Genomic DNA, 24264 nt, shown 5'->3' with positions numbered 1-24264 from the left:
CTTGTGCGCGCCTGCCCGGCCTGGGACAGGCTTACGCTGGCGTGACTGGCTGGAAACGCATCATTTGCCAGCGGTCGCCGTCGTTCGCCATGCCGCTCCTGCGGCGCCACAAGCCCAGGCCGACCACTGCCAGCCCCGCCAGCAGCATGGCGTAGGTTCCTGGTTCGGGCACGGCCATGGTCAGCGAAATATCGAGCAGGGAATCGCGGATGCCGGCGCCGCTCGCCACCATGGTGTAGGTGCCCGGCCCCAGCAGGCCGCCGAAGGTCGAATGGGCGAAGCCGCCCAGCACGCCGACGAAGGTATCCGATTGCAGCAGGGTATTGGTGGCGTCGAACAGGTCGATATTGACCCCGGTCAGGCGCGGGCCGAAGTCGTTTGCCGTGTTGACCAGCCAGGCGGCGTTGCCGGAAAAGTATTCGACGCCGTCACCGACGGTAAACGTGGTCGTTTGCGACAGCGCGCCCCGTTCCGTGGTGAAGGTGTCGACCACCAGCGAGTCTTGCGCCAGCAGTGGCGTGGCGACGACGGCATTGGCGACCAGGTTGCCGTACTTGACGACCTGGGTGTCGGCCTGGGCCAGGGGCGCCAGCAGGCTGCAGCCCAACAACAGCGCCGTGCTTGCCCGCGATAGTGCGATAGCGTTCATATTCATGCTCCTGTACTGATTGAGTGGGTGCGCCGGGGCCGGGGCGGCGCCGTGCGCGGTGGAAGGCAACAACGTCAACCGAGGAGATGTTTTTTGTCAGCGGGAAAAGTCCGCATGTTTGTGGTACGGCGTGCCATGTAAGAGCATAGGGGCGGCGCGCATGGTGACTTTGCGCGCGCGCAAACGTGCGCCAGGACAGCGTGGCGGCAGTATCAGCCGATGACGACGCGGCGATGGGTGGTATTGGTGGTGGTCTGGCCGCTGGGGCCGTAGAAGTTGCCGCTTTGCGCCGCCGGACGCATGGCGCCGAGCGCGCCCTGGGCGTGCAGCAGATGTTTGTTGACCAGCAAGCTGTTCAGGCGATTCTGTTCCTTGGCCGCGCGCGTGGTGTCGAGCAGGGCGCTCCACAGCGGTGCCGCTGGCGTGTCGCCGGCAGCGGCCAGCCAGCCGTCCATGCCGTCTTCGCCGGCCGCAAAGCCGGCGGCGGCCAGCGCCTGGTGGCGTTGCTGCGCCAGCTGGCTCAGTTTTCCGATCAGCGCTGTCTTGCGCACCGTAATGTCCGAAATTGCATCGATATCGGCTGCAACCAGATGCAGCTGTTCTTGTTTCATCAATGCCAGCAAGTTGGTCATGAGCTCATGCTCGTCGCGCAGGCTGGAAAACGGAGTCACGGATTGCATGGAAGAACCTATCTATTTCGTGAGTGCAGCAGGTCCTTGACCGTGTCGAGGAGACCGTCCGCCACTTTTTCAGAATTGACCTGGAACTGGCCATCGGCAATCGCGAGTTTGATGCGTTCGACTTTCTTCGTGTCGAACACGCTATTGCTGTTGGTCGTTGCACTGGTCGCCAGTGCCTGCCCTTGCGGCGACAGGCGTACGCTGTCCGACGATGCCGGGGCAGCTTGCGCCTTCTCGGTGTTGCGGGCGCCGGACGTGGCCGCCGGCGTGACCGGCAAGCCGGGATTGCTTTTGATGTTATCGGTAATTTTCACAACATGATCCTCGTCTGGTCGAAGTCAAAAAACTCCGGTGTATGAGTCTTTATCGGCCACGAATCCTGAAACTTTAGTGTGCCGGATGACAAATATCACTGTCCAGACAAGTTTGCAATGCCTTAAAATGCAACTTCGACCAGCCCTCCCGCGCGCGCCACGCCGCTGATTTGCTGTCCGCCCTGGGTCCGCACCTGCACCGTCTGGCCCTCGCCGGCGTTGCCGATGGCGCGTCCCTCTGATGCTACCTGAAAACCATTGCCGCTTGACACTACCCGGACCACCTGGCCCTGCCTGACCACCGGCGCGCGGCGCAAGGTGTCGGTGCGCATCGGCGTGCCGGCCGGCAGCGACATATTGGTGCTGGCGCCGACTACTTGTTCCATATTGGTAGCGATGCCGGCAGGCAATGCCGCCAGGTCGCCCTGCATCGTCACCAGCTGGCTGGCGGCGATGGTTTGTCCTTGCGCCAGCGGCACGGCGCTGGCGATATAGTCGCCCACCACCGCCACATTGGCTTGCAGGTAAATCGTCCAGTTGGCCGGCGCGGTGCAGCGCACGCCCACCGTGCTCTTGCCCCAGGCGCGGCTGCCCGGCGCCATGAACGCCTGCGGCGCGGGGCAGGCGGCCAGGTTCAGGCGCGGATCGACGGCGCCCACCGTGACGGTGACCTGGCCTGGCAGGCCATTGCTTTGCAGTTGCAGGAATTGCTGTACCGTCTGGCGCAGCGCTTCGGGCGACTGGCGTGCGGCTGTTTGCGCCTGCGCCAGTGACGTCAGGGCAAGCAATAGCGGCAGCAGCGAGAGGAAGGTTTTTTTCATGATATAGGCCTCTGGAATAGTGCCATGATAGTCTCGCCCGGCACCCTTGAAGCGTGGATTAAGGGGCGAAAGTGCGGTCTGATCAGGCGATGGTATTACTGCCGAGAACCGTACTATCTTTCCTGTCATCATATATATCGCCATCCTTCCGCCAGCAGGCGTCAGTGGCGGATCTTTCCGGAGCCTGACATGATAGGGAAACTCGACGATTACCTGCGCTTCCACGAGTCTGCGCTGAGCTTGCGTTCGACACGCCAGGAACTGCTCGCTTCGAATATCGCCAATGCCGATACGCCCAACTACAAGGCGCGCGATGTCGATTTCGCCAGCGCCCTGAAAGGCGTGCTGGCGCGCGGCGAAGGCGTCGCTCCGGCCCTGAAAGGCACTGCAGCCAGGCATCTGCCCGGCAATGGCGTGGCCGCCACCGCCGCCGGCGCTGGCGCCAAGGTCGACACCATGCCGGACGGCACGCCGCTGCTGTACCGCGCGCCGGCCCAGGGCGCCGTCGATGGCAATACGGTCGACATGGACCTCGAGCGCAATGCCTTTGCCGACAATGCGATTCGTTATGAAGCGAGCATCACCTTGCTCAACGGGCAGATCAAGAGCATGCTGACGGCCATCCAGGGAGGACAATAATCATGTCGCTGTTTAATATTTTTAATGTTTCCGGTTCAGCAATGAGCGCCCAGGCGCAGCGCCTGAACACGGTGGCCAGCAACCTGGCCAATGCCGACAGCGCCACCAGCGCCAGTGGCCAGGCGTACCGCGCCAAGCAGGTAGTGTTCGAAGCCGTGCCGCTGGCCGCCGGCGGCACCGCCGTCAAGGTGCAGAAGGTGATCGAAGACCCCTCGCCGATGAAAATGGTGTACGACCCGAAGAACCCGCTGGCCGATGACAAGGGCTATGTGACCATGCCAAACGTCAATACCGTCGATGAAATGGTCAATATGCTGTCCGCTTCGCGTTCGTACCAGACGAATGTGGAAACCATGAACGCGGCCAAGTCGCTGCTCCTGAAAACCCTCACACTCGGCCAGTAAGGCCTGATTGACCATTATGGCAACCATCGATACCAGCACCGCGCCCGTCACCACCGATCTGATGGCGACGATGAATCCGAAGAAGTCCACGGCCGCCGCCGGCGGCGTGGAAGCTGACACCAATAAATTCCTCACCCTGCTCGTCACGCAGCTGAAAAACCAGGACCCGATGAATCCGCTCGACAATGCACAACTGACCAGCCAGCTGGCCCAGCTGTCGACGGTGACCGGCGTCAACAAGCTCAATACGACCCTGGAAACCCTGAAGACCAGCTACCAGCAAGCCGAATCGATGCAGGCGGCCAATATCATCGGCCATGGCGTGCTGACCGCCGGCAAGGGCATTACCCTGAGCAAAAGCGCTTCCCTGCTGGGCGTGGATCTGGCGACGGCGGCCGACAAGGTCAAGGTCGTCATCTTTGACGGCGCCGGCAAGGAAGTCCATTCCATCGACCTCGGCGCCCAGGGCCCCGGCACCGTGCCGCTGGGCTGGAATGGCGAAACCGGTGAAAAGGACGCGGACGGCAAGGCCATCGTGCTGGCCGACGGCGCCTATACCTTCGAGGTGGTGGCCACGCGCGGCGGCGAGAAACTCAAGGACGCCACCGGCCTGACCTTCGGTTCCGTGGCCAGCGTCTCGACCGGCACGGCCGGCGTCAAACTGAATGTGCCTGGCGTGGGCAGCATCAACATGGCCGACGTAAAGCAGATCTTGTAAGTGCTGCAAAACCTCTTTGCAGCCTGAAACCCGCTGCTGCCTGACTATTTAACGAAAAATTCCTTACCAGGAGCAAAAAATGTCTTTCCAACAAGGCCTGAGCGGCTTGAACGGCGCCGCCAAATCGCTGGACGTCATCGGCAACAATATCGCCAACTCGGGCACCGTGGGTTTCAAGCAGTCGCAGGCGCAATTCGCCGATATCTACGCCAGTTCGCTGTATGGCGTGGCCGGCAGCCAGTCCGGCATCGGCGTGGCGGTCTCGCAAGTGGCGCAATCATTTACCCAGGGCAACCTTGAAACCTCGGCCAATCCGCTCGATCTTGCCATCAATGGCGGCGGTTTTTTCCGCACCAACGCCGCCGGCACGATCCAGTATTCGCGCAATGGCCAGTTTCAGGTCGACAAGAGCGGTTTTATCATCAATGCGCAAAATGCCAAACTGACCGGCTATCCGGTCGACGCCAACGGCAAGGTGCTGGCCGGCGCCCCCATCCCGCTGCAGATCAATCCGGGCGACATGAACCCGCAGGCCACCACCAAGGTCAACACCCAGATCAACCTCAATTCGAATTCGGCCATGCCCACCACGGTGCCGTTCAGTATTACCGACCCGACCTCGTACAACAAGCAGATCCCTGTTCCCGTCTACGATACGCTGGGCAATGCGCACACCATGTCGATGTTCTACGTCAAGACCGGCACCAATACCTGGGACGTCTATACGGCCTCCGATGACCTGGAAGTGACCAGCGCCAAGGCCGCGTCCGCCCTGCAGACCGATCCCGCTGCCCTGGCCGCGCGCGCCGCCTACCAGGCGGCCGTCACGGCCGTGCCGCAAGTGGCCGCCAATGTCGCCAACGCCGCCGTGGCCTACGCCGGCGCGGCCGGCGCCGCCGTCACCACCGCCGCCGGTGCCGCCGGCGCGAATGCCGCGCAACTGGGCGCGATCAGCGCCACCTATGTCGGCGCGGTGGCCAACGGCGTCAATTCGAGCCGCACGCCGGACCAGATCGACGCGGCGATTGCTGCCGCCACCGTGGTGCCAGCGGTCAAGACCGGTTCGCTGATCTTCAACACTGTCGGCAGCCTGGACAAGGCCGCCATGCTGGCGCTCAATCCGCCGCAAAGCTTGCCCGTCAATGTCACCCTGCCGATCATCCCGGCCACCGGCGCCACCGGCACCCTGGCGGTCAAGGTCGATTTCAGCAGTTCGACCCAGCTGGGCATCGCCACCAGTGAAAAGAAAACCGAGGCCGATGGCTATGCCGCCGGCCAGCTGAGCCGCTTCGTGGTGGGCGCGGACGGCATCATCCAGGGCCAGTACAGCAACGGCAGGACGCGCGACCTGGGCCAGGTCATCCTCACTTCGTTCACCAATCCGAACGGCCTGCAGCCGCTGGGTAACAATGCCTGGGGCGAAACGTCGACCTCGGGCGGCCCCATTGTCGGCGTACCGGGCACCGGCACGGCCGGCAATTTGCGCTCGTCGGCGGTGGAAGTGTCGAACGTCGACCTGACGGCCGAACTGGTCAACATGATCACCGCCCAGCGCTCCTACCAGGCCAATGCGCAGACCATCAAGACGCAGGATTCGATCCTGCAAACGCTGGTCAGCCTGCGCTAACCGCAGCAGGAGAAAAACATGGACCGTCTTATCTATACCGCCAGCTCTGGCGCCAGGCACATCATGGAGAAGCAGGCCACCACGGCCAACAACTTGGCGAACGCGACCAGCACGGGCTTTCGCGCCCAGCTCGACTCGTTTCGCGCCGTGCCGGTGGTGGCCGACGGCATGATGCCGACGCGCACCTTTGTCGTCGATTCGACGGTCGGCTCGAACTTCGAGCAAGGTCCGATGATCCATACCGGCCGCGCGCTCGACGTGGCGCTGGAAAACAATGGCTGGATCGCGGTGCAGTCGGCCGACGGCTCGGAAGCGTACACCCGCAACGGCGCGCTGAAACTGAACGAGAACGGCATGCTGCAAACCCAGTCCGGCCTGATGGTGCAGGGCGATACGGGGCCGCTGGCGGTGCCGCCCGGCGTGACGGTGGCGATCGCTGGCGACGGCACCATCGGCACGATTTCCACCGATGTGCCGCCGGGGCCGTCGACCGTGCTGGGCCGCATCAAGCTGGTCAATCCTCCCGAGCAGATGCTGGTGCGCGGCGACGACGGCCTGTTCCGTGTCAAGGACGGCAGCGTGCCGCCGGCCGACCAGGCCGTCAAGCTGACTACCGGCGCGCTCGAGGGCAGCAATGTCAGCCCGGTCGACTCGATGGTGACCATGATCGCACTGGCGCGCCAGTTCGAAACCCAAATGAGCCTGCTCAAGAATGCCGAGAACAACGCGGCGAAAGCCACCCAGATCCTCGCTTTGAATTGATAGGGTGGCCCGCATAATGGTCACATAGAAATTATCACAGGGCCTGCGCGCGCTGTTATTGGAGAAAAATCATGATACGTTCCCTTTGGATAGCCAAGACCGGCCTGGAAGCGCAGCAAACGCAGATGGACGTGATCGCCAATAACCTGGCCAACGTCAGCACCACCGGCTTCAAGAAGTCGCGCGCCGTATTCGAAGACTTGCTGTATCAGAACGTGCGCCAGCCTGGCGCGCAATCGTCGCAACAGACCCAGCTGCCATCGGGCCTGCAACTCGGCACCGGCGTGCGCACCGTGGCCACCGAGCGCATCCACACGCAGGGCAATCCCCAGGCGTCCGGCAATTCGCGCGACGTGATGATCAACGGCAGCGGTTTTTTCCAGGTGCTGCTGCCCGACGGCGCCACCGCCTATACCCGCGACGGTTCGTTCCAGATCGACGCCAACGGCCAGATGGTGACCTCCGAAGGCTTCGTGATCCAGCCCGCCATTACCGTGCCAACCAACGCCCTGAGCCTGACCGTTGCGCGCGACGGCACCGTCTCGGTGACCTTGCCCAATACGACGGCGCCAGCGCAGATCGGCGCGCTGCAACTGACCACTTTTGTCAATCCGGCCGGCCTGGAATCGAAAGGCGAAAATCTGTACATGGAAACGGGCGCTTCGGGCGTGGCGCAGACCAATACGCCGGGCACCAATGGCGCCGGCCTGTTGATGCAGGGCTATATCGAAACCTCGAACGTCAACGTGGCCGAGGAAATGGTCAACATGATCCAGACCCAGCGCGCCTACGAGATCAACAGCAAGGCCATCACCACGTCCGACCAGATGTTGCAGAAACTTTCACAGCTTTAATCAGCTTCATTATTCAGTTGTCATGCCATCCGCCTGCGGATGGCAGCGGAGGCTCACCATGCGTTACCCCATCCTTGCCGTCGTTTCCCTGATTGCCGCAGCCGTTCTGTCAGGCTGCGCGGTGACTCCCACCTCGATCGTGCCTTACCCGACCACCACGCGCGCGCCGCTGCCCGAGCCGGTGGTGGCCAACAACGGCGCCATCTACCAGCAGTCGACCTACCGTCCGGCCTTCGAAGACCGCCGCGCCCGCCATGTGGGCGACACCCTGATCATCGCCATTACCGAACGCACCAATGCCGTCAAGTCGGGCGCCAGCTCGGGCAATAAATCGAACAGCGCCAGTTTCAGCACGCCCGGCATGCTGCAGGGCCGCTTTGGCGGCACGGTGGCGGCCAATGGCGCGCTCAAGCATGCCGATGGCGACAACCAGTCGGCCAGCAACACGTTTTCCGGCACGATCGGCGTGACGGTGATCGAGGAACTGCCGAACGGCAATCTGATCGTGGCTGGCGAGAAACAGATCGCCATGAACAAGGGCGTCGAGTTCATCCGCTTCTCGGGCATGGTCAATCCGGACACCATCGGCATCGGCAACGTGGTGCCGTCGACCCAGGTGGCCGATGCGCGCGTGGAATACCGCACCAACAGCCAGATCGACCGCGCCGAAATGGCCTCGATGGCCTCGCGCTTCTTCCTCAGCCTGTTGCCGTTCTGATGATGGCGACGCTGACTTTCCCCCGCCTGCTGCTCGCCTGCGCGCTGGCGGCGTCGATGCTGGCGCCCGCAGCGCGGGCCGAGCGCCTGAAAGACCTGGCCAGCATTGCGGGCGTGCGCCAGAATCAGCTGATGGGCTATGGCCTGGTGGTCGGTCTCGACGGCAGCGGCGACCAGACCACGCAAACGCCGTTTACCATCCAGAGCGTGGCGGCCATGCTGCAGCAGCAGGGCATCAACCTGCCGCAAGGCTCCAGCCTGCAACTGAAAAACGTCGCCGCCGTGATGGTGACGACGTCCCTGCCGGCGTTTGCCCAGCCGGGCCAGCTGCTCGACGTGACAGTGTCCTCGATGGGCAACGCCAAGAGCTTGCGCGGCGGCACCTTGCTGATGACGCCATTGAAGGGCGCCGATGGCCAGGTGTATGGCATGGCGCAGGGCAACGTGCTGGTCGGCGGCGTGGGCGCGCAGGCGGCCGGCAGTTCCGTCACCGTCAATCATTTGAGCGTGGGCCGCATTTCCGGCGGCGCCACCGTCGAGCGCAGCGTCGCCAGTGCGGTGGGCGCCAACGACATCATCCGCCTGGAACTGAATGCCACCGATTTCGCCACCGCCAGCCGGGTGGTCGATGCCGTCAACAGCCGCTATGGCCCCGGCACCGCCGCCGCCCTCGACGGGCGCGTGATCCAGGTGCGCACGCCGGCCGGCAGCGACCAGCGCGTGGCCTTTTTGGGCCAGCTCGAGAGCATCGAAGTCAATCCGGCCCGCCTGGCCGCGAAAGTCATCATGAATGCACGCACCGGTTCGGTGGTGATGAACCAATCGGTTACATTGGAAACCTGCGCCATTTCGCACGGCAACCTGTCGGTGACCATCAATACCGAGCCGCAAGTGAGCCAGCCGCCGCCGCTGTCGGGCGGCGCCACGGTGGTCACGCAAACGGCCCAGATCGATATCAAGAAGGAACCGGGCAAGGTGATGCTGGTCAAGGGCGGCGCCGCGCTGTCCGACGTGGTCAAGGCCCTCAACGCCATCGGCGCCTCGCCGCAAGACTTGCTGGCCATCCTGCAAGCGATGAAGGCGGCCGGTTCCCTGCGCGCCGAACTTGAAATCATTTGATTGGGCCTGCCATGATCAGCCAAACCGACCTCAGCAATACCGCCGCCTATGACGTCAAGGGCATGGATGGCTTGCGCCAGTCCGCCAAGGCCAAGGATCCCGCCGCGCTGAAAGAGGCGGCCACCCAGTTCGAAGCCATGTTCATCAACATGATGATGAAAAGCATGCGCGACGCCACGCCGCAGGACGGCGTGATGGATAGCCAGCAAAGCAAGATGTATACCTCGATGCTGGACCAGCAGACCAGCCAGAGCCTGGCCAAGCGGGGCACCGGCCTGGCCGATGTGTTGTTGCGGCAACTGTCGGCCAACCAGGCGTTGCCCGATGGCGAAGCCGCCGCCTCGCCCCGTTCCTCGAGCATGGCCGCAGCGCTGGCCGCCTTCCGCCAGCAGCAGGGCGCCGTCACGGACGGCGCGGCGCCCACCGCCGCCGACGGCAAGACCTTGAGCGACAAGGCCAATGCGAGCCAGGCGCCGCATGTGCGCGCCTTCCAGGAAAAGCTCGGCGCGCACGCCGAAGAGGCCAGCCGCAGCACCGGCATCCCGGCCAAGTTCATGCTGGGCCAGGCGGCGCTCGAAACGGGCTGGGGCAAGCGCGAAATCATCGGTCGCGACGGCAGCAGCAGCCACAACCTGTTCGGCATCAAGGCCAGCGCCGACTGGAAAGGCAAGGTCACCGAAGCGGTCACCACCGAGTACGTCAATGGCAAGGCGCAGCGCAAGGTCGAGAAATTCCGTGCCTACGACAGCTATGCGGACAGCTTCAAGGATTATGCGCAGTTAATCACCGGCAACAAGCGCTATGAAAAGGTCCTGGCCGCAGCCGGCGACGCCAGTACGTTTGCGCAAGGATTGCAAAAGGCCGGCTACGCCACCGATCCCAATTACGCTGCCAAACTGACAAAAATCATCAAGCATTCCCTGGTCGGATAGCGTGTGCCGGCGGTTCAGGCGCGCCTGCGACTTCAAGTTTTCGCCGTCGCTGCCGTAAACAAACAGGACAGGAACCTACAAAGACACCATGACCTCGAATCTCCTCAGCATCGGTAAGAGTGGCTTGCTCGCAGCGCAGGTGGGCCTGTCGACGACCGGCCATAACATCACCAACGTGAACGTGGCCGGCTATAACCGCCAGACGGTGGAGCAGCAGACGGCCAATGCCAATTTTGCCGGTTACGGCTATGTGGGCACCGGTACGGAAGTGTCGCAGGTCAAGCGCCAGTACGACAGTTTCATGGCGACCCAGGTCAATGCCGCGCAAAGCAACACCAGCTCGCTCAACGCCTATTACACGCAGATCAGCCAGATCGACAATATGCTGGCCGATTCGACGGCGGGTCTGTCGCCGTCGCTGCAGGATTTTTTCAAGGGCGTGCAGGACTTCAGTTCGAATCCGTCGTCAGTGGCTTCGCGCCAGGCGCTGCTGTCGAGCGCCGGTTCGCTGACGGGCCGCTTCCAGGGCTTGAGCGCGCGCCTGTCGGAAATCGGCGCCGGCGTCGACTCGCAAATCAGCTCGAACGTGGCGGTGATCAATACCTACGCCAAGCAGATCGCCGAACTCAATACCTCGATTTCGCAACTGACGGTCGATCCGTCGATCAAACCGAACGATTTGCTGGACCAGCGCGACCAGCTGGTCAATGAACTGAACAAATACGTCAAGACCACGGCGCAGCCGGGTTCGAACAACACGCTGACCCTGTCGATCGGCTCGGGCCAGCCGCTGGTGGTGGCCAACCGCAGTTTCGAACTGGCCGCCACGCCGTCGCTGACCGACCCGAACCGGGTCGAAGTGGGCTATGTCACCGGCAGCAACGTGACAATCCTGCCGGAAAACGCGCTGGCGGGTGGCTCGCTCGGCGGCTTGCTGGAGTTTCGCAGCGGCGCCCTGGACCGCGTGCAGAACTCGCTGGGCAAGGTCGCCGCCGGGATCGCCACCACTTTCAACGAACAGCACAAGCTGGGCCAGGACCTGAACGGCGACATGGGCGGCGACTTTTTCAAGATTCCCGCGCCGATGATCGGCGCCAGCCGCCTGAACAGCGCCTCGAGCACCACCGTGTTGTCGGCCAAGATCAGCGATCCGGGCGCGCTGACGGCCAGCGACTACAACATGCGGTACGATGGCAACAACTATGTGGTGACGCGCCAGAGCGATGGCGCGCGCACCGTCATCAATCCGTATCCGCAAACCGGCCCGCAAACCATCGACGGCGTGGATTTCTCGATCTCGGGCACGGCCGCCGAAGGCGACAACTACGTCATCAGGCCGACCTTCAACGTGGCCGCCGGCCTGGGCGTCATGATTAACGACCGCAACAAGCTCGCTGCGGCGGCCCCCATCACCACCGGCGCGCCGGTCAGCAATACCGGCAGCGGCAAGTTGTCGGCCGGCAGCGTCGACAAGACGTATCTGCAAGCGGGTAATGTACTCAAGAGTCAGGTGACCCTGACGTACGACAAGGCCAGCAATGCGTTCAAAGGCTTTCCTGCGGACAAGGCCGTGACCGTCAAGGGCGTGGACGGCAACAGCACCACCTACCCGGCCGGCACGGCCAGCATTGCCTACAAGGCGGGCGACCATTTCAGCTTTGGCGGCATCAATGTGACGATGACGGGCGCGCCAGCCAATGGCGACACCTACACGATTGCGCCGAACACGGGCGGGGTGGGCGACAACCGCAATGCGGTGGCGCTGGCGGCCTTGCAGACGAAAAACATCCTCGATGGCGGCAACGCCACCTTCCAGGGGTCGTATGCGGAAACCGTCAGCTTTGTCGGCAACAAGACGCGCGAAGTGCAGGTCAGCGGCCTGGCCAGCCAGGCCCTGCTGGAACAGACCACCAGCCAGCAACAGGCCGTGTCGGGCGTCAACCTCGATGAAGAGGCGGCCAATTTGCTGCGCTACCAGCAGGCCTACCAGGCGTGTGGCAAGGTCATGCAGATTGCCAGTACCCTGTTTGATGTGGTCATCGGCCTCGGACGCTAATCATTATTTTGCAGCGGCATCGCCGCCGCCATCAGGAAGGGCAGCATCATGCGCATCAGCACACGAATGATTTACGAGCAGGGCAGCACCCAGATCAACACTTTGCAAAGCGCCTTGAACCGCACGCAGATGCAGCTGTCGACCAACCGCCGCAACCTGACCCCGGCCGACGATCCGATCGCCTCGGCGCGCGCGCTGGAAGTGACGCAGTCGCAGTCGCTCAATACCCAGTTCGTGACCAACCGCTCGAACGCCACCAATTTTCTGACGCAAGAAGAATTGGCGCTGAAAAGCACCACCAAGCTGATCGCCGACGTGCAGGAACTGGTGGTCAAGGCCGGCAATCCGGGCTTGCGCAACGAAGAGCGCGACACCATCGCGAAAGAGCTCGAAGGGCGCATGACCGACCTGCTCGGCATCGCCAATACGGCCGACGGCGCCGGCGGCTATCTGTTCGGCGGCTACAAGTCGAGCACTCAGCCGTTCAGCCAGACGCCCACCGGCGCCGTCTATGCGGGCGACCAGGGCCAGCGCGAGCTGCAGGTGGGCTCGTCGCGGTTCCTGCCCACCAGCGATTCGGGCGCTGCGGTGTTTGAAGACAATATGACGGGCAACGGCAAATTTACCGTTACCCCCGACAGCGGCAATTATGCGCGCGGCGGCGCCGGTATCGTCACCAGCAGCACCGTCACCGACGCCAGCAAGCTGACCGGCAACAAATACGAGATCAAGTTCAGCGTGGCCGGCACCGGCACCGCCGCCGTCACCAGCTACACCATCCATGACCTGACGCTGGGCCAGACGGTGCCCAATCCGGCCGTGCCGGTAGCCTACAAGGCGGGCGACGCGATCAATTTCGACGGCCAGCAGGTCATCATCAGCGGCAAACCCGGCGACCAGGACAGCTTCAAGGTGGCGCCTAGCTCAAAGGAGTCGCTGTTTACCACCGTGACCAACCTGATCGGCTCGCTGCGCCTGTCGGGCAATGGCGACGCCGGCCAGGCCCGCCTGGCCAACAACATGAGCGCGGCCAGCAGCGTCCTCAGCACCGCCTACGACAACGTCCTGTCGGTCACGGCCAAGGTGGGCGCGCGCATGAAGGAACTCGATTACCTGGCCAGCGCCGGCGACGACCTGGACTTGCAATATTCGTCCACCTTGTCCAGCCTGCAGGACCTGGACATGGTCAAGACCGCGTCGCTGTTCACCCAGCAGCAGATCACCTTGCAGGCGGCGCAGAAAACCTTTACGCAAGTGTCGGGCCTGTCGTTGTTCAATTACATTCGCTAAGTTACGTCTGCTGACGCCGCCGGGGAGCCGGGGCAGGGAGTTTCTTCCGCCCCGGCTTTTTTTTCGGACAAAGTCAATTGACAGTCTAACTGAGCAGTCTTCCTGCGTATCTGTTACACTTGAGGCCGTTCAACGTTCTGCCTTCCTCATGTCCCTCACCGAACACCACGAACAAGTCCTGCTGCTGGCCAGCGAATTGCGCATCCATGTATGCAAGCTGCGCCGCCGTTTGCGCGAAGAAGCGCATATCGCCGACGTCACGCCCTCGCAGGCGTCGGTCTTGAGCCGGCTCGAACGCGATGGCCCGGCCACCGTCAGCAGCCTGGCGCGCGCCGAAGGCATGCGTCCGCAATCGATGGCGGCCACCGTGCTGGTCTTGACGCAAGCGCAACTGGTGACGGGCGCGCCCGATCCGCTCGACAAACGGCAAACCATCCTGAGCCTGACCGAGCGTTGCCGCGCCCTGGTAAAAGCGAGCCGCGCGGCGCGCGAAGACTGGCTGGCGCGCACCATTGACAGCCGGCTGACCCTGGACGAAGCCATGCAATTGCGGCAGGCCATGGCGCTGCTCAAACGACTGGCGGACTGAACCCACATTGATACTTGATAACTGACCCAGGCAAGGAGGCCCGCTCACCAGATGCTCAATACTTTCCGCTCGCTTAATAATCCCAATTACCGTATCTGGGCCGGTGGCGCCCTGGTGTCGAACGTCGGCACCTGGATGCAACGCACCGCGCAGGACTGGCTGGTGCTCAGCGAGCTGACCCATCACAACGCCAGCGCCGTCGGCATCGTCATGGCGCTGCAGTTCGGCCCGCAAGTGCTGCTGCTGCCGCTGACCGGCATGGCGGCCGATCTGCTGGACCGGCGCAAATTGCTGCTGCTGACCCAGGCGGCCATGGGTTTGTTGGCGCTGGGCCTGGGATTATTGTGCATCAGCGCACGGGTGGAGCTGTGGCATGTGTATGTGTTCGCCTTCTTGCTCGGCTGCGTGACGGCCTTCGACGCGCCCGTGCGCCAGACTTTTGTGTCGGAAATTGTCGGTGAGGAAGACCTCGGCAACGCCGTGGCCCTGAACTCCACCTCATTCAACGCCGCGCGCATGCTGGGGCCGGCCGTGGCGGGCCTCTTGATCAGCAGCGTTGGGACCGGCTGGGTCTTTATCATCAACGCATTCTCGTTTGCCGGCGTGATCGGTTCGCTGCTGTTGCTGCGCACGACCCTGCTGCGCGCCGCGCCGCGCATCAAGGCCAGCCGCGCCGGCCTGGCCGACGGCTTCCGCTATGTCCGCTCGCGGCCCGACCTCGTGTCGGTGCTGCTGATGCTGTTCCTGATCGGCACCTTCGGCCTGAATTTCCCGATTTTTCTCTCCACCATGTCAGTGACGGCCTTCCATGCGGGTGCCAGCCAGTATGGCGTGCTCAGTTCCATCATGGCCTGCGGTTCGGTGGCCGGCGCGCTGATGGCGGCCGGACGCGAGCAGCCGCGCCTGGCGCTGCTGCTCGGTGCGGCGGCGTTGTTCGGCTTCGGCTGCGCGCTGGCCGCCGTGATGCCCAACTACTGGCTGTTCGGCGTCATGCTGGTGGTGATCGGGATTGCCGCGCAAACATTTACCACCACCGTCAACAGCGCGGTGCAGTTGTCGACGGCACCGGCCATGCGCGGGCGCGTGATGGCCATCGTGATGGCGATCGCCGCTGGCGGCACGCCGCTTGGCGCGCCCATCGTCGGCTGGGTCGCCGACGTGTTCGGTCCGCGCTGGGCGCTGGGCATCGGTGCCTTGTCCGGCTTTGCGGCGGCGGCCGTCGGCGTGCGCTACCTGGTGAAATACCACGGCCTGAAGCTGCACTTTGACAGCCGGCGCTGGCGCTTTGCGCTCAGCGGCGACCAGCAACATTAAATTGGCGTGACTGGCGCCACATCTGTCACCTGCGGCGTGGGGTTGGCAAATGGAACAGGCACTTGGTGCGCGTTGCCGCTGGCCTGGCTCATCGGCTTTCCTTTCGCGATCATTGCGGCGCTTGTCTTCGGCTTGCCAGTCGCGTTTTTGTTTTGGAAGCTACGCTTGACGCGCTGTTGGCAATTCGGTACGGCTGGTTTTATCTGTGCCATACCTGTCTGGATGGAGCTCGCCGACCCATTCACTTCTGTCCGCTGGGCGAAATCGGGTCTTTATGATTCGCTGAACTATCTCGGGTCCGGCTTGACAGGCGGCGTTGCTTACTGGTGGATATGTCAGAGAGCAGGCATTCGTGATGGCAATGATGCGCTGTCCCAGGCAGGCCTGTGGCGGCCGCTGGATTTTTAACCTGGCAACCTGCTATGCTGGGCCGAACGGCCGGGTTCGGCCAGAAGCGGACATTTGATGCTCCACCATGTCAACGATAAATCCATGAAAGCAGAATTCCTTAGTCCTCACGATCCCTACCTTGAGTTCGACCAAGTCCTAGCTGCCGCTGGTGAGATATCGGACTCCGAGGTCGTTGCAAGCGTGGCCGTGATTGTTGACAGCGCACCGCTTGCCCGAGTAGACATTCTTGCGAGTGCAGGCGAGTCATGCTTCAGGGACGTACGTTCCATTGACAGCATGATTTACATTGGCTACGGGCGGTTCGTCTTCGTCGTCGACGTTCATCTTGGCTACGTGCGCCGCTTCTCACTAAGCGGGTATTTCGGGCATCTATATGACTCGCGTGACCTGGATCATCTTGATCGTCAGATCTCCGTCCTTGCCGCATCTGCATCTGAAGTGCTCGCATTTGACCGTACAGGGGGTCTGATCTGGAAGCAGCACGACCTTGGAATTGATGGCGTGGTACTCCACCGTGCGACACCCGGTACGATTGATGGAGAAGGAGAATGGGATCCACCTGGTGGGTGGCAACCGTTCAGCTTAAGGTCAGACACTGGTTCGATAATCCGATAATCGCTTCGGGGCGGTTACAGCCCGATGTGAGAATTCTTGCGTTTTGTAGATGGGCAAGCTGCTATCCTAGCAGCGCAACGGGCCGCGTTCGGCCAGGAGCGGTCTGGGATACGCGCTGCAGCGTACGCGGGCACTCATAGTCCAGCGCATCGCGTGTTTGGCGCCGGCGGCATTACGATCTTTTCCGCGGCATCGGAGGCCATGAACGCGCGCAAGGCGACGAGGCCGCTGTTGTTATCGACGCGCGGACTGCCAGGTTAGCATAGTAAATCAGCCCCCTATCATTTACTTTTTGGGGGATTGCTAGATTTGCTAGGTTTAAGGGCCGGGTTATTCCCTGGTGTGGTTTTGTTATCACGGCGGCGCTGATCCGGCAGCCCTGTTGATTTTGCTATCGGCTTTGGTCCTGGTTTAAGTGCCATGTCTGCTCTCCTTTGTAGTTCAAAAATTACAATTTCAACATAAAGTTGGTTAAGGGTAGCATATTTTTCATACGAAAAATTGACTTATTTTACGATGGTACGAATGACCGCTTTGGGGCGAATCCAGCCTGCCGATGAAGCCGCTAGATTTTCACCCTGGCAACCTGCTATGCTGGCCCAAACGGCCGGGTTCGGCCAAAACCGGTCGCTCAAGTAATCACCCATTAAAACCTCACACCGATGATGCACCGCCCAGCTGATGCCGAAGTTATTCTCCGTTTTACGTCTACCAGATAGCAACCAAGATAAGTATTCACTGACAGGCAGTTCACTCCGGATGTTGCATAAGTTCTATGGTGTGGCCGTCAGGTCCTCGGGTGTAGACCATGATTGTTCCGCTAGGCGCAGTTTGCGGTTCGCCGGTTGCCGTCCATCCATAAGGGGCCATGCGATTTAGCATTGCGCGAAGATCGGTCACGGCAAACGTCAAATGAGCCGAACCTACGTCACATGGACGTTGTTTCAAAACCACGCGGTCTTCCGGCGAATCGTACTCAATCAGCTCAACTCTATATCCATCGGGACCCTCTAGGAGAGCGTTTCTTAAATAAGCTCCCGACACCCCGACCACTTGTTCCATCGCGTGCCCACCGCCAAGCTCTTTGCGGTACACGAGTTGAAAGCCGAGGACCTCAGTCCAGAAATCAAGTACGCCATTGATCGACGCGACAGTCAGCCCAGTGTGCTCGGTGCGCAATACGGTAGAGGTTTGGTCGTTCATAGATGCATCCTGTTAACAGTCGAGGCCGCAGATTTATGCGAGAGTTAAGAATCCAGTCTGGATTTCCCCCATTACTTTAACAGATGACCGTTATGGGGGCGTAAGCTGCCATTCAGCGATGGGCCATGGAGCTTTCCAGCTTCATGAACAAACCAGCAAAATATGTCATAACCCTGGTCGCCTGCCCAGACTTTCCGGGCCAAGCCCGCTGTTTTTAGTCATTTAAGGGGGCGGCAATGGCGTGACAGGTGATGCTGGCGGCGCCGGTCGCAGCGGGTTGGCCGGCGGCGGTGGCGGCCGCTCGCGCTCGGCAAAGCCGCGCGGCAGCAGGCGCGCCGTCTCTATCCCGCGCAGGAACATGTTCTGGAACGGCGTGGCCAGGTAGGGCAGCACCATCGCCAGCACCAGCAGGCCCACGCCCAGGGTGACGGGAAAGCCGATGCCGAAGATGTTGAGCTGCGGCGCGGCGCGCGTCAGGATGCCCAGCGCGACGTTGGTCAGCAGCAGGGCGGCGACGATGGGCAGCGAAATCTGCACGCCCGAGCGGAAAATTTCGCCGCCCCAGGCCGCCAGTTGCTGGAAGCCGCCGCTGTGGATCGGGCTCGCTGAAATCGGCAGGCTGACGAAACTTTCCGCCAGCGCCGCCAGCAGTACCAGGTGACCGTTGACGGTCAAAAACATCAGGGTGGCCAGCATGGTCAGAAACTGGCTGATGGCCGACGAGCGGCCCTTGGTTTGCGGATCGAAGAACGAGGCGAAACCCAGGCCCATGGTCAGGCTGCTGATCTCGCCGGCCATCTCGATGGCGGCAAACACGATGCGGATCGAAAACCCCATCGCCAGACCGACCAGCATTTCCTGGGTGAGTATCAACAGGCCGGCCATCGACATCGGGTTCGTGGCGGGCAGGGCCGGCACGGTGGGCGCGATGATCATCGCCAGCAGCACGCCCAGGCTGACCTTGGTGCTGACGGGTACGGCGGCATTGCCGAACAGCGGCGCGGCCGCCACCAGGCCGAGGATGCGGCTAAGCGGCCACAGCAGCGCTGCGATCCAGGTATTGAGTTCGATGCTGGTCAGGGTCAGCACGGCCGTTGCCCTTGCTTCAAGTTCAGCCGACCAGGTTCGGGATGCCGGTAAACACCTGGCGCATGTAGTCGAGCATCACCGACAGTATCCACGGACCGGCCACCACGAGGGCGACAAAGATGCCGACCAGTTTCGGGATGAAGGACAGGGTCGCTTCATTGATCTGGGTGGCGGCCTGGAAGATGCTGACGATCAGGCCGATGATCAGCGCGACGAGCAGCATGGGCGCGGCCACCATCAGGGTGATTTCCATGGCCTGGCGGCCTATCGTCATGACGCTTTCGGGAGTCATTGTGCGCGCCTAGTAAAAACTTTGAGAAAGCGAGCCGAGCATCAACTGCCAGCCGTCGACCAGCACGAACAGCATCAGCTTGAACGGCAGCGAAATGGTGGCCGGCGACATCATCATCATGCCCATCGACATCAGCACGCTGGCCACCACCATGTCGATGATCAGGAAGGGAATGAAAATTGCAAAGCCGATCTGGAACGCCGTTTTCAGTTCGCTGGTGACAAAGGCCGGCACCAGGATGCGCAGCGGCACGTCTTCCGGTCCCTGCAGGGCGGGCGTGCGCGACATCTTGGCGAACAGCGCCAGGTCGGCCTGGCGCGTCTGCTTGAGCATGAAGGTTTTCAAGGGATCGACGCCCTTGTCGAGCGCCTGTTGCATGGTCAGCTTGTTTTCCTGGTAGGGCAGGTAGGCGTCGGTATAGATCTTGTCGAACACGGGCCCCATCACGAACAGCGTCAGGAACAGCGCCAGGCCCACCATTACCTGGTTCGGCGGCGCCGACTGCGTGCCGATTGCCTGGCGCAGCAGGGACAGCACGATGATAATGCGGGTAAAGCAGGTCATCATCAGCAAGGCCGCCGGCAGGAACGTCAAGGACGTCATCAGTATCAGCGTTTGCAGCGGCAGCGAATAGGCCTGGCCGCCGCCGGGCGCCGGCGCGCTGTTAAAGGCGGGAATGCCGGGCTGGGCCAGCGCCCACAGCGGCAGGGCCAGCGCGCTGCCGGCCAGCAACCATTTTACTATCGTCTTCGGATTGTTCAACGTCTTCGCCCGCTTATTTGCCATTGCGTTTTTCAATGGTCTGTTTCAGCCATTCTGAAAAATTGGCGGCGGCCGGGCCGTTTTGTGCATTCGACAACGATGGAGGCTCGCCTTCCTGGCGCGGCAGGGTGGCCAGCGCATTGATCCTGCCGGGCGAAGCGCCGACGACGATCCATTGGTCGGCCACTTCGATCAGCACGATGCGTTCGCGCCCGCCCAGGTTGAGCGAGCTGATTACGCGCATCTTGCTGTTGCCGCCCAGCGCTTTCGGGCCAAAGCGTTTCATGGCCCAGGCCAGCGCGACCAGCAGGGCCAGCACGAACAGCAGGGCGAAAATGGTTTGCAGCAGGCTGCCGCTCGAGCTCGTCGGCGCCATGGTCATCGGCGCGCCGGGCGGCATGGCGGGCAGGGTGGTGGCCGGTGCCGCCGGCGCGTCAGTCTCGGCGGCCGGCGCTGCCGGCGCGCTGGCCGTAGTAGCCGTAACGGCGGCGCTGGCCGGCGCATCGGCCGCCTGCGCCGTGCAGCATGCCGCCGCCAGCGGCAGCAGCAGGGTGGAAATCAACAGGCCAGGCTTCATTTATTGAGTTTTCGGATACGTTCGGACGGCGTGATGATATCAGTCAGGCGGATGCCGAACTTGTCGTTCACCACCACCACTTCGCCTTGCGCGATCAGGCAGCCGTTGACCAGCACGTCCATCGGCTCGCCGGCCAGGCCATCGAGTTCCACCACCGAACCTTGCGCCAGTTGCAGCAGGTTCTTGATGGCGATCTTGGTGCGGCCCAGTTCTACCGTCAGTTGCACCGGGATATCGAGGATGAAATCGATATCGTTATGGGTTTCGGACTTCGACGCATGTTTCGAAAAATCCTTGAACACGGCTGCGCTGGCCGCGCTGGCCGTATTGGCGGCCTGGTTTTGCAGCGCTTCTGCTTCGGCCTTGGCTTGCTCGGCAATCGCCGCGCCCCAGTCGTCTTCCGCGCTTTGATCGTCCAGATTGTCAGACATGTCATTCTCCTGTGGTTCGGGTACGATCCGCATGGCGGATCGCGACAGATGGTTTAATAGTTGTTGATATTATCGGCATTGGCGAGCAGTTTCTCGACCTTCAATGCATATTGTCCGTTCAATACGCCGTAAGTGCAATCCATCACCGGCACGCCGTCGACAGTGGCGGCGATCAGTTCGGGAATATTGAGCGGAATGATGTCGCCCACCTTCATGTTCAGGATCTCGTCAAACGACACGCGCGCCGTGCCCAGCGACGCCACCAGTTCGACTTCGGCGATCTGGATCTGCTGCGTCATCAGGCGGATCCAGCGCTTGTCCACTTCCAGCGCCTCGCCCTGCAGGCTGGAGGTGAGCGAATCGCGGATCGGCTCGATCATCGAATACGGCATGCAGAAGTGAATCTGGCCCGATACCGAACCGAGCTCCACCGTAAAAGTCGACGCCACCACCACCTCGTTCGGCGTGGCGATATTGGCGAACTGGGTGTTCATTTCCGAGCGGATATATTCAAACTCGACCGGGAACACCGGTTCCCACGATTTCGTGTAGGCCTCGAAGACGATATCGAGGATGCGCAGGATAATGCGCTGCTCGGTCTGCGTGAAGTCGCGGCCTTCGACGCGCGTATGGAAACGCCCGTCGCCGCCGAACAGATTGTCGACCAGCAAAAACACCAGGCCTGGATCGAATACCATCAACGCCGTGCCGCGCAGCGGCTTCATGTGTACCAGGTTCAGGTTGGTCGGCACCACCAAGTTGCGGATGAACTCGCTGTACTTCGAGACCCGCACCGAACCGACCGACACCTCCGCGCTGCGGCGCAGGAAGTTGAACAGGCCCACGCGCAGCAAGCGCGCAAAGCGCTCGTTGATAATCTCCAGCGTCGGCATGCGGCCGCGCACGATGCGTTCCTGGGTCGCCAGGTTGTAGGTCCGTACGCCCGTGACGTCTTCCGGCGCCTGCGCGTCGTCCTGATCTCCGTTGACGCCCTTCAGAAGGGCATCGACTTCTTCCTGGGAAAGGAAATTATCGGCCATGGCTGCTTATTGAATGATAAATGCGGTAAATAATACGTCCGTTACGTCTTGTTCCGGCCCTTTTTCTTCGAACGGCTGGTTTATTTGAGCAACGATTTCCGCCGCCAGCTGCTGTTTGCCTTCCACGGTATTGAGCTCCGACGCCTTTTTGCCCGACAGCAGCAGCAGCAAGCGGCTGCGCACCTTCGGCATGTTCGCCTTGATGGTTTCCATTTCTTCCGAGTTGGCTACCTGCAGTGTGAAGGCGGTTTGCAAATATTGCTCGCCATTTTCAGGCTGCAGGTTGACGGTAAACGAATCGATGGGCACGTAGACGGGCGGGCCGGCTTTCGCTGCGGAGTGTTTCTTTTTCTTCGATGGTGCCGATTCTTCCGCGTCACCCTTGCCGTGCAAGAAATACCAGGCCGCACCGCCGCCCACGCCGCCGGCCACCAGCACTGCGGCCAGGATGATGATGATCAGTTTCTTTTTTGACGCTCCCGCAGGTGCCAGTGCCGCATCGGCTTTCGGATCTGCTTTCATTTTTGGATTTGCTTTCAATGGTACTCGACTGCATGGAAGTGGATCACGACGCCATTATGTCATTATCGGCAAATTCTGCGCAGAGGCAACAATGGAAAAGAGGCCGTCAGTGCGCGCAACTTGCTTTTTGCAGCAGAAACCTTCAGGCAAAGGTATCGACTTCGCCCGCTGACGGCCTGCTGCGGCTGGCGCTTTGGGTGATGGCGATCTCGCCGCCCGAGACCACGCCGCCCTGGTTGCCGCCACGTCCGCCGCCATGACCGTCGCGCTGCTTGTTCTGTTGCTGCGCCGTGCCATCCGAGACGGTGGCGTTGCCAAACGCAATACCGGCCTCGCTCATCATGTCGCGCAGGCGCGGCAGCGCCGCTTCCAGTGCCTGCCGTACTTCCGGCTGGGCCGACATGAAGGCGGCATCGGCCTGGTCGTTGGTGACCGTCAACACCACTTGCAGCGGACCGAGATCGGGCGGATGCAATGTCAGGGTGGCGCTCTGGTCGCCGCCGGACGCCATCCACACGACTTTCTGGCCCAGTTGCTGGTCCCACGCCGGCGTGCCGACGCGGCCCATCAGTTTGTCCGTCGGTACGGCGGCCACCGCCGCTGCCTGCTGCAGGGCGCCGGGCGCCAGCGGCGCGGCCAGGCGGGTCAGGTCGGGCGCGGCTTCTTTCGGCAAGGGTTCGGCCAGCGCCGCGCCGGTTCTGGCGGTGGCCGCCAGTTGCGCGTCGAGCGCCAGCTTGCCCGCGTCAAGCTTGGCCGCTGGCCCGCTGGCGCCGGCCTGCGCCTTGCCCAGGCGGGCGGCAAAATCGCCGTCCTTGCCGTCATCCTGCACGCTGTCGGTCTCGATCTTCTGGCCGGCCAGCAACTGCGCCGCACTGATGTTTTTGCCGTCGAGCTTGCCATCAAGCCTTGCCAGCGCGCGTTCCCCGGCGTCGCCGGCCGCCGCGTCGCCGTTGGCCGGCGGCTGCATCGCCAGCTTGATGCTGCCGACCAGGGCCAGCATGTCGGCGATCGGGTCGTTTGGCAGTTTGGCCTCGGCTGTCGCGGCCTGTTCCGATTCGCTGCCCTCGCTGTCCTTGTCGGCCGGTGCCGCTTCCTTGCTGCTGGCACGGGCCTGCTCGGCCGCCTTGTTGGCGCCCGGGGCGGGAGCCGGAGCGGCAGGCTTGGCCGCCGCTTGCGCTGGCGCTTGAGGTTGAGCGCGGCTGCTGGCCTGGCGCTGTTCCAGCTGGCGGTTCAGGGTGCGCTGGAAATCGCCATCGGGCGCCGTGCCGGACGGCATGGCGCGGTTGGCCGGCGCCGGCGTGGCATGCGGGGAGGAAATCTGGGAAATCGGGGTCTGCATAGGGTGCCCTGTGGCGCTGCTGCCAGCGTAAATGAAGCGTCAACTAACGTTTGTAATAAGCTTGCCGTGCCGCGTGTTCGTCCATGGCTTTCTGGTCGCGCTTGTTTTCCAGCTTCAAGGCCTGTTCCTGCGCACGGTTGTTGAGCGTGGTGTACGACATGCGTTTGCGCTCCGCCGTTTGCCAGCTGGCTTTTTCGTGTTCGCTGCGCGCCTGCGCATGGTTCACCACTTGCTGCTGGCCCGTGATCGCGCTGTCCAACTTGAGCATGAAGGCCTGGAAGTTGCTGTACGCCATGGGCGTGATGCCGTTGGCCATGCTCGCTTCGAAGCGTTGCGCATAGTCGTCACGGTATCCGGCCAGCATCTGCAGCTTTTGCTGGCAATCGTCGAGCGCCTTCAGGGCCGCGCCCAGGCGCTTGGCGCAGTCATCGGTCTCGCGCTGGGCCAGGTCGATCAGGGTTGCAAGTTGGGAAGGAGATGCCATGATTTAATTATATG

30 protein-coding genes are annotated in these 24264 nt (G+C 62.2%); 15 read left to right on the top strand and 15 right to left on the bottom strand.

Translation table 11 applies throughout. The annotated features are described in order from the left end of the window. Positions 1 to 31: 31 nt before the first annotated feature. From CD932_RS04500 to flgA, 4 genes are all read right to left on the bottom strand, one after another. Complete coding sequence (locus CD932_RS04500) at positions 32 to 649, bottom strand: PEP-CTERM sorting domain-containing protein (RefSeq protein ID WP_176460878.1); 618 nt, start codon at positions 647 to 649, stop codon at positions 32 to 34. Positions 650 to 861: 212 nt separating this feature from the next. Beyond that, positions 862 to 1329 carry a flagella synthesis protein FlgN gene (locus tag CD932_RS04495; protein WP_094441582.1) on the bottom strand — a complete coding sequence of 156 codons (468 nt, stop codon included), beginning with the start codon at positions 1327 to 1329 and terminating at the stop codon, positions 862 to 864. Between the two features lie 8 nt (positions 1330 to 1337). Then, positions 1338 to 1643, bottom strand: a complete 306-nt coding sequence (gene flgM / locus CD932_RS04490) for a flagellar biosynthesis anti-sigma factor FlgM (protein ID WP_094441581.1) — start codon at positions 1641 to 1643, stop codon at positions 1338 to 1340. 122 nt (positions 1644 to 1765) lie between these two features. Next, complete coding sequence (gene flgA / locus CD932_RS04485; protein ID WP_094441580.1) at positions 1766 to 2464, bottom strand: flagellar basal body P-ring formation chaperone FlgA; 699 nt, start codon at positions 2462 to 2464, stop codon at positions 1766 to 1768. A gap of 189 nt (positions 2465 to 2653) precedes the next feature. Here flgA and flgB point away from each other — a divergent pair, with 189 nt between their 5' ends. The 15 genes from flgB (at position 2654) to CD932_RS04410 (ending at position 16511) form a co-directional block, all read left to right on the top strand. Further along, positions 2654 to 3103 (top strand): flagellar basal body rod protein FlgB, encoded by a 450-nt coding sequence (flgB, locus tag CD932_RS04480; protein ID WP_094441579.1) that lies wholly within the window; start codon positions 2654 to 2656, stop codon positions 3101 to 3103. A gap of 2 nt (positions 3104 to 3105) precedes the next feature. Continuing rightward, the gene (gene flgC, locus CD932_RS04475; protein ID WP_094441578.1) at positions 3106 to 3507 is read left to right on the top strand and encodes a flagellar basal body rod protein FlgC; all 402 of its coding nucleotides are present in this window, start codon (positions 3106 to 3108) and stop codon (positions 3505 to 3507) included. 16 nt (positions 3508 to 3523) lie between these two features. Then, positions 3524 to 4225 carry a flagellar hook assembly protein FlgD gene (locus tag CD932_RS04470; protein WP_094443453.1) on the top strand — a complete coding sequence of 234 codons (702 nt, stop codon included), beginning with the start codon at positions 3524 to 3526 and terminating at the stop codon, positions 4223 to 4225. 79 nt (positions 4226 to 4304) lie between these two features. Further along, positions 4305 to 5852 (top strand): flagellar hook protein FlgE, encoded by a 1548-nt coding sequence (locus CD932_RS04465; RefSeq protein ID WP_094441577.1) that lies wholly within the window; start codon positions 4305 to 4307, stop codon positions 5850 to 5852. 18 nt (positions 5853 to 5870) lie between these two features. Next, positions 5871 to 6614 (top strand): flagellar basal body rod protein FlgF, encoded by a 744-nt coding sequence (locus CD932_RS04460; protein ID WP_094441576.1) that lies wholly within the window; start codon positions 5871 to 5873, stop codon positions 6612 to 6614. A 71-nt stretch (positions 6615 to 6685) separates the two neighbouring features. Continuing rightward, the gene (gene flgG / locus CD932_RS04455; protein ID WP_094441575.1) at positions 6686 to 7468 is read left to right on the top strand and encodes a flagellar basal-body rod protein FlgG; all 783 of its coding nucleotides are present in this window, start codon (positions 6686 to 6688) and stop codon (positions 7466 to 7468) included. Positions 7469 to 7526: 58 nt separating this feature from the next. Then, complete coding sequence (locus tag CD932_RS04450; RefSeq protein ID WP_094441574.1) at positions 7527 to 8186, top strand: flagellar basal body L-ring protein FlgH; 660 nt, start codon at positions 7527 to 7529, stop codon at positions 8184 to 8186. A 2-nt stretch (positions 8187 to 8188) separates the two neighbouring features. Further along, positions 8189 to 9304 carry a flagellar basal body P-ring protein FlgI gene (locus CD932_RS04445; RefSeq protein WP_094443452.1) on the top strand — a complete coding sequence of 372 codons (1116 nt, stop codon included), beginning with the start codon at positions 8189 to 8191 and terminating at the stop codon, positions 9302 to 9304. Positions 9305 to 9315: 11 nt separating this feature from the next. Continuing rightward, complete coding sequence (gene flgJ, locus CD932_RS04440; RefSeq protein WP_094441573.1) at positions 9316 to 10236, top strand: flagellar assembly peptidoglycan hydrolase FlgJ; 921 nt, start codon at positions 9316 to 9318, stop codon at positions 10234 to 10236. 88 nt (positions 10237 to 10324) lie between these two features. After that, positions 10325 to 12292, top strand: coding sequence for a flagellar hook-associated protein FlgK (gene flgK, locus CD932_RS04435; protein ID WP_094441572.1), 1968 nt, complete (start codon positions 10325 to 10327; stop codon positions 12290 to 12292). Positions 12293 to 12340: 48 nt separating this feature from the next. Continuing rightward, a complete protein-coding gene (gene flgL, locus CD932_RS04430; protein ID WP_176460877.1) occupies positions 12341 to 13582 on the top strand; it encodes a flagellar hook-associated protein FlgL in 1242 nt (413 codons plus the stop codon). A gap of 148 nt (positions 13583 to 13730) precedes the next feature. Continuing rightward, complete coding sequence (locus CD932_RS04425) at positions 13731 to 14171, top strand: MarR family winged helix-turn-helix transcriptional regulator (protein ID WP_094441570.1); 441 nt, start codon at positions 13731 to 13733, stop codon at positions 14169 to 14171. A 51-nt stretch (positions 14172 to 14222) separates the two neighbouring features. Then, positions 14223 to 15485 (top strand): MFS transporter, encoded by a 1263-nt coding sequence (locus CD932_RS04420; protein WP_094441569.1) that lies wholly within the window; start codon positions 14223 to 14225, stop codon positions 15483 to 15485. A gap of 6 nt (positions 15486 to 15491) precedes the next feature. After that, positions 15492 to 15893, top strand: coding sequence for a hypothetical protein (locus tag CD932_RS04415; RefSeq protein WP_141213181.1), 402 nt, complete (start codon positions 15492 to 15494; stop codon positions 15891 to 15893). A gap of 84 nt (positions 15894 to 15977) precedes the next feature. Next, positions 15978 to 16511, top strand: coding sequence for a hypothetical protein (locus CD932_RS04410; protein WP_141213180.1), 534 nt, complete (start codon positions 15978 to 15980; stop codon positions 16509 to 16511). Positions 16512 to 16792: 281 nt separating this feature from the next. Here the strand turns inward: CD932_RS04410 and CD932_RS28685 are convergent, their stop codons facing one another. From CD932_RS28685 to fliJ, 11 genes are all read right to left on the bottom strand, one after another. Next, entirely contained in the window at positions 16793 to 16933 is a 141-nt protein-coding gene (locus CD932_RS28685; RefSeq protein ID WP_176460876.1) for a hypothetical protein, read from the bottom strand. Positions 16934 to 17261: 328 nt separating this feature from the next. Further along, positions 17262 to 17714, bottom strand: coding sequence for a VOC family protein (locus tag CD932_RS04405; RefSeq protein WP_070246640.1), 453 nt, complete (start codon positions 17712 to 17714; stop codon positions 17262 to 17264). Positions 17715 to 17936: 222 nt separating this feature from the next. Beyond that, on the bottom strand, positions 17937 to 18803 hold the full coding sequence (gene fliR, locus CD932_RS04400; RefSeq protein WP_094441566.1) for a flagellar biosynthetic protein FliR: 867 nt from the start codon (positions 18801 to 18803) through the stop codon (positions 17937 to 17939). Positions 18804 to 18825: 22 nt separating this feature from the next. Continuing rightward, positions 18826 to 19095, bottom strand: a complete 270-nt coding sequence (fliQ, locus tag CD932_RS04395) for a flagellar biosynthesis protein FliQ (RefSeq protein WP_094441565.1) — start codon at positions 19093 to 19095, stop codon at positions 18826 to 18828. A gap of 9 nt (positions 19096 to 19104) precedes the next feature. Further along, positions 19105 to 19881, bottom strand: a complete 777-nt coding sequence (gene fliP, locus CD932_RS04390; RefSeq protein ID WP_094441564.1) for a flagellar type III secretion system pore protein FliP — start codon at positions 19879 to 19881, stop codon at positions 19105 to 19107. Beyond that, positions 19871 to 20434: a flagellar biosynthetic protein FliO gene (gene fliO / locus CD932_RS04385; protein ID WP_094441563.1), complete on the bottom strand. Its 564-nt coding sequence runs from the start codon at positions 20432 to 20434 to the stop codon at positions 19871 to 19873. The genes fliP and fliO overlap by 11 nt, the downstream gene beginning before the upstream one ends. Then, positions 20431 to 20865 carry a flagellar motor switch protein FliN gene (gene fliN / locus CD932_RS04380; protein WP_094441562.1) on the bottom strand — a complete coding sequence of 145 codons (435 nt, stop codon included), beginning with the start codon at positions 20863 to 20865 and terminating at the stop codon, positions 20431 to 20433. Before fliN ends, fliO begins: the two co-directional genes overlap by 4 nt. A 53-nt stretch (positions 20866 to 20918) precedes the next feature. After that, positions 20919 to 21905, bottom strand: coding sequence for a flagellar motor switch protein FliM (fliM, locus tag CD932_RS04375; RefSeq protein ID WP_094441561.1), 987 nt, complete (start codon positions 21903 to 21905; stop codon positions 20919 to 20921). A 6-nt stretch (positions 21906 to 21911) separates the two neighbouring features. Then, positions 21912 to 22427 carry a flagellar basal body-associated protein FliL gene (fliL, locus tag CD932_RS04370; RefSeq protein ID WP_094441560.1) on the bottom strand — a complete coding sequence of 172 codons (516 nt, stop codon included), beginning with the start codon at positions 22425 to 22427 and terminating at the stop codon, positions 21912 to 21914. A 142-nt stretch (positions 22428 to 22569) separates the two neighbouring features. Next, complete coding sequence (locus tag CD932_RS04365) at positions 22570 to 23766, bottom strand: flagellar hook-length control protein FliK (RefSeq protein WP_094441559.1); 1197 nt, start codon at positions 23764 to 23766, stop codon at positions 22570 to 22572. Between the two features lie 43 nt (positions 23767 to 23809). Beyond that, a complete protein-coding gene (gene fliJ / locus CD932_RS04360) occupies positions 23810 to 24250 on the bottom strand; it encodes a flagellar export protein FliJ (RefSeq protein ID WP_094441558.1) in 441 nt (146 codons plus the stop codon). Positions 24251 to 24264: the final 14 nt, after the last annotated feature.

This window comes from Janthinobacterium sp. PC23-8 (assembly GCF_002250505.1).
Classification (GTDB): domain Bacteria; phylum Pseudomonadota; class Gammaproteobacteria; order Burkholderiales; family Burkholderiaceae_D; genus Janthinobacterium.
The sequence above is the reverse complement of the archived record's forward strand: the minus strand, read 5'-3'. Positions and strand labels throughout refer to the sequence as shown.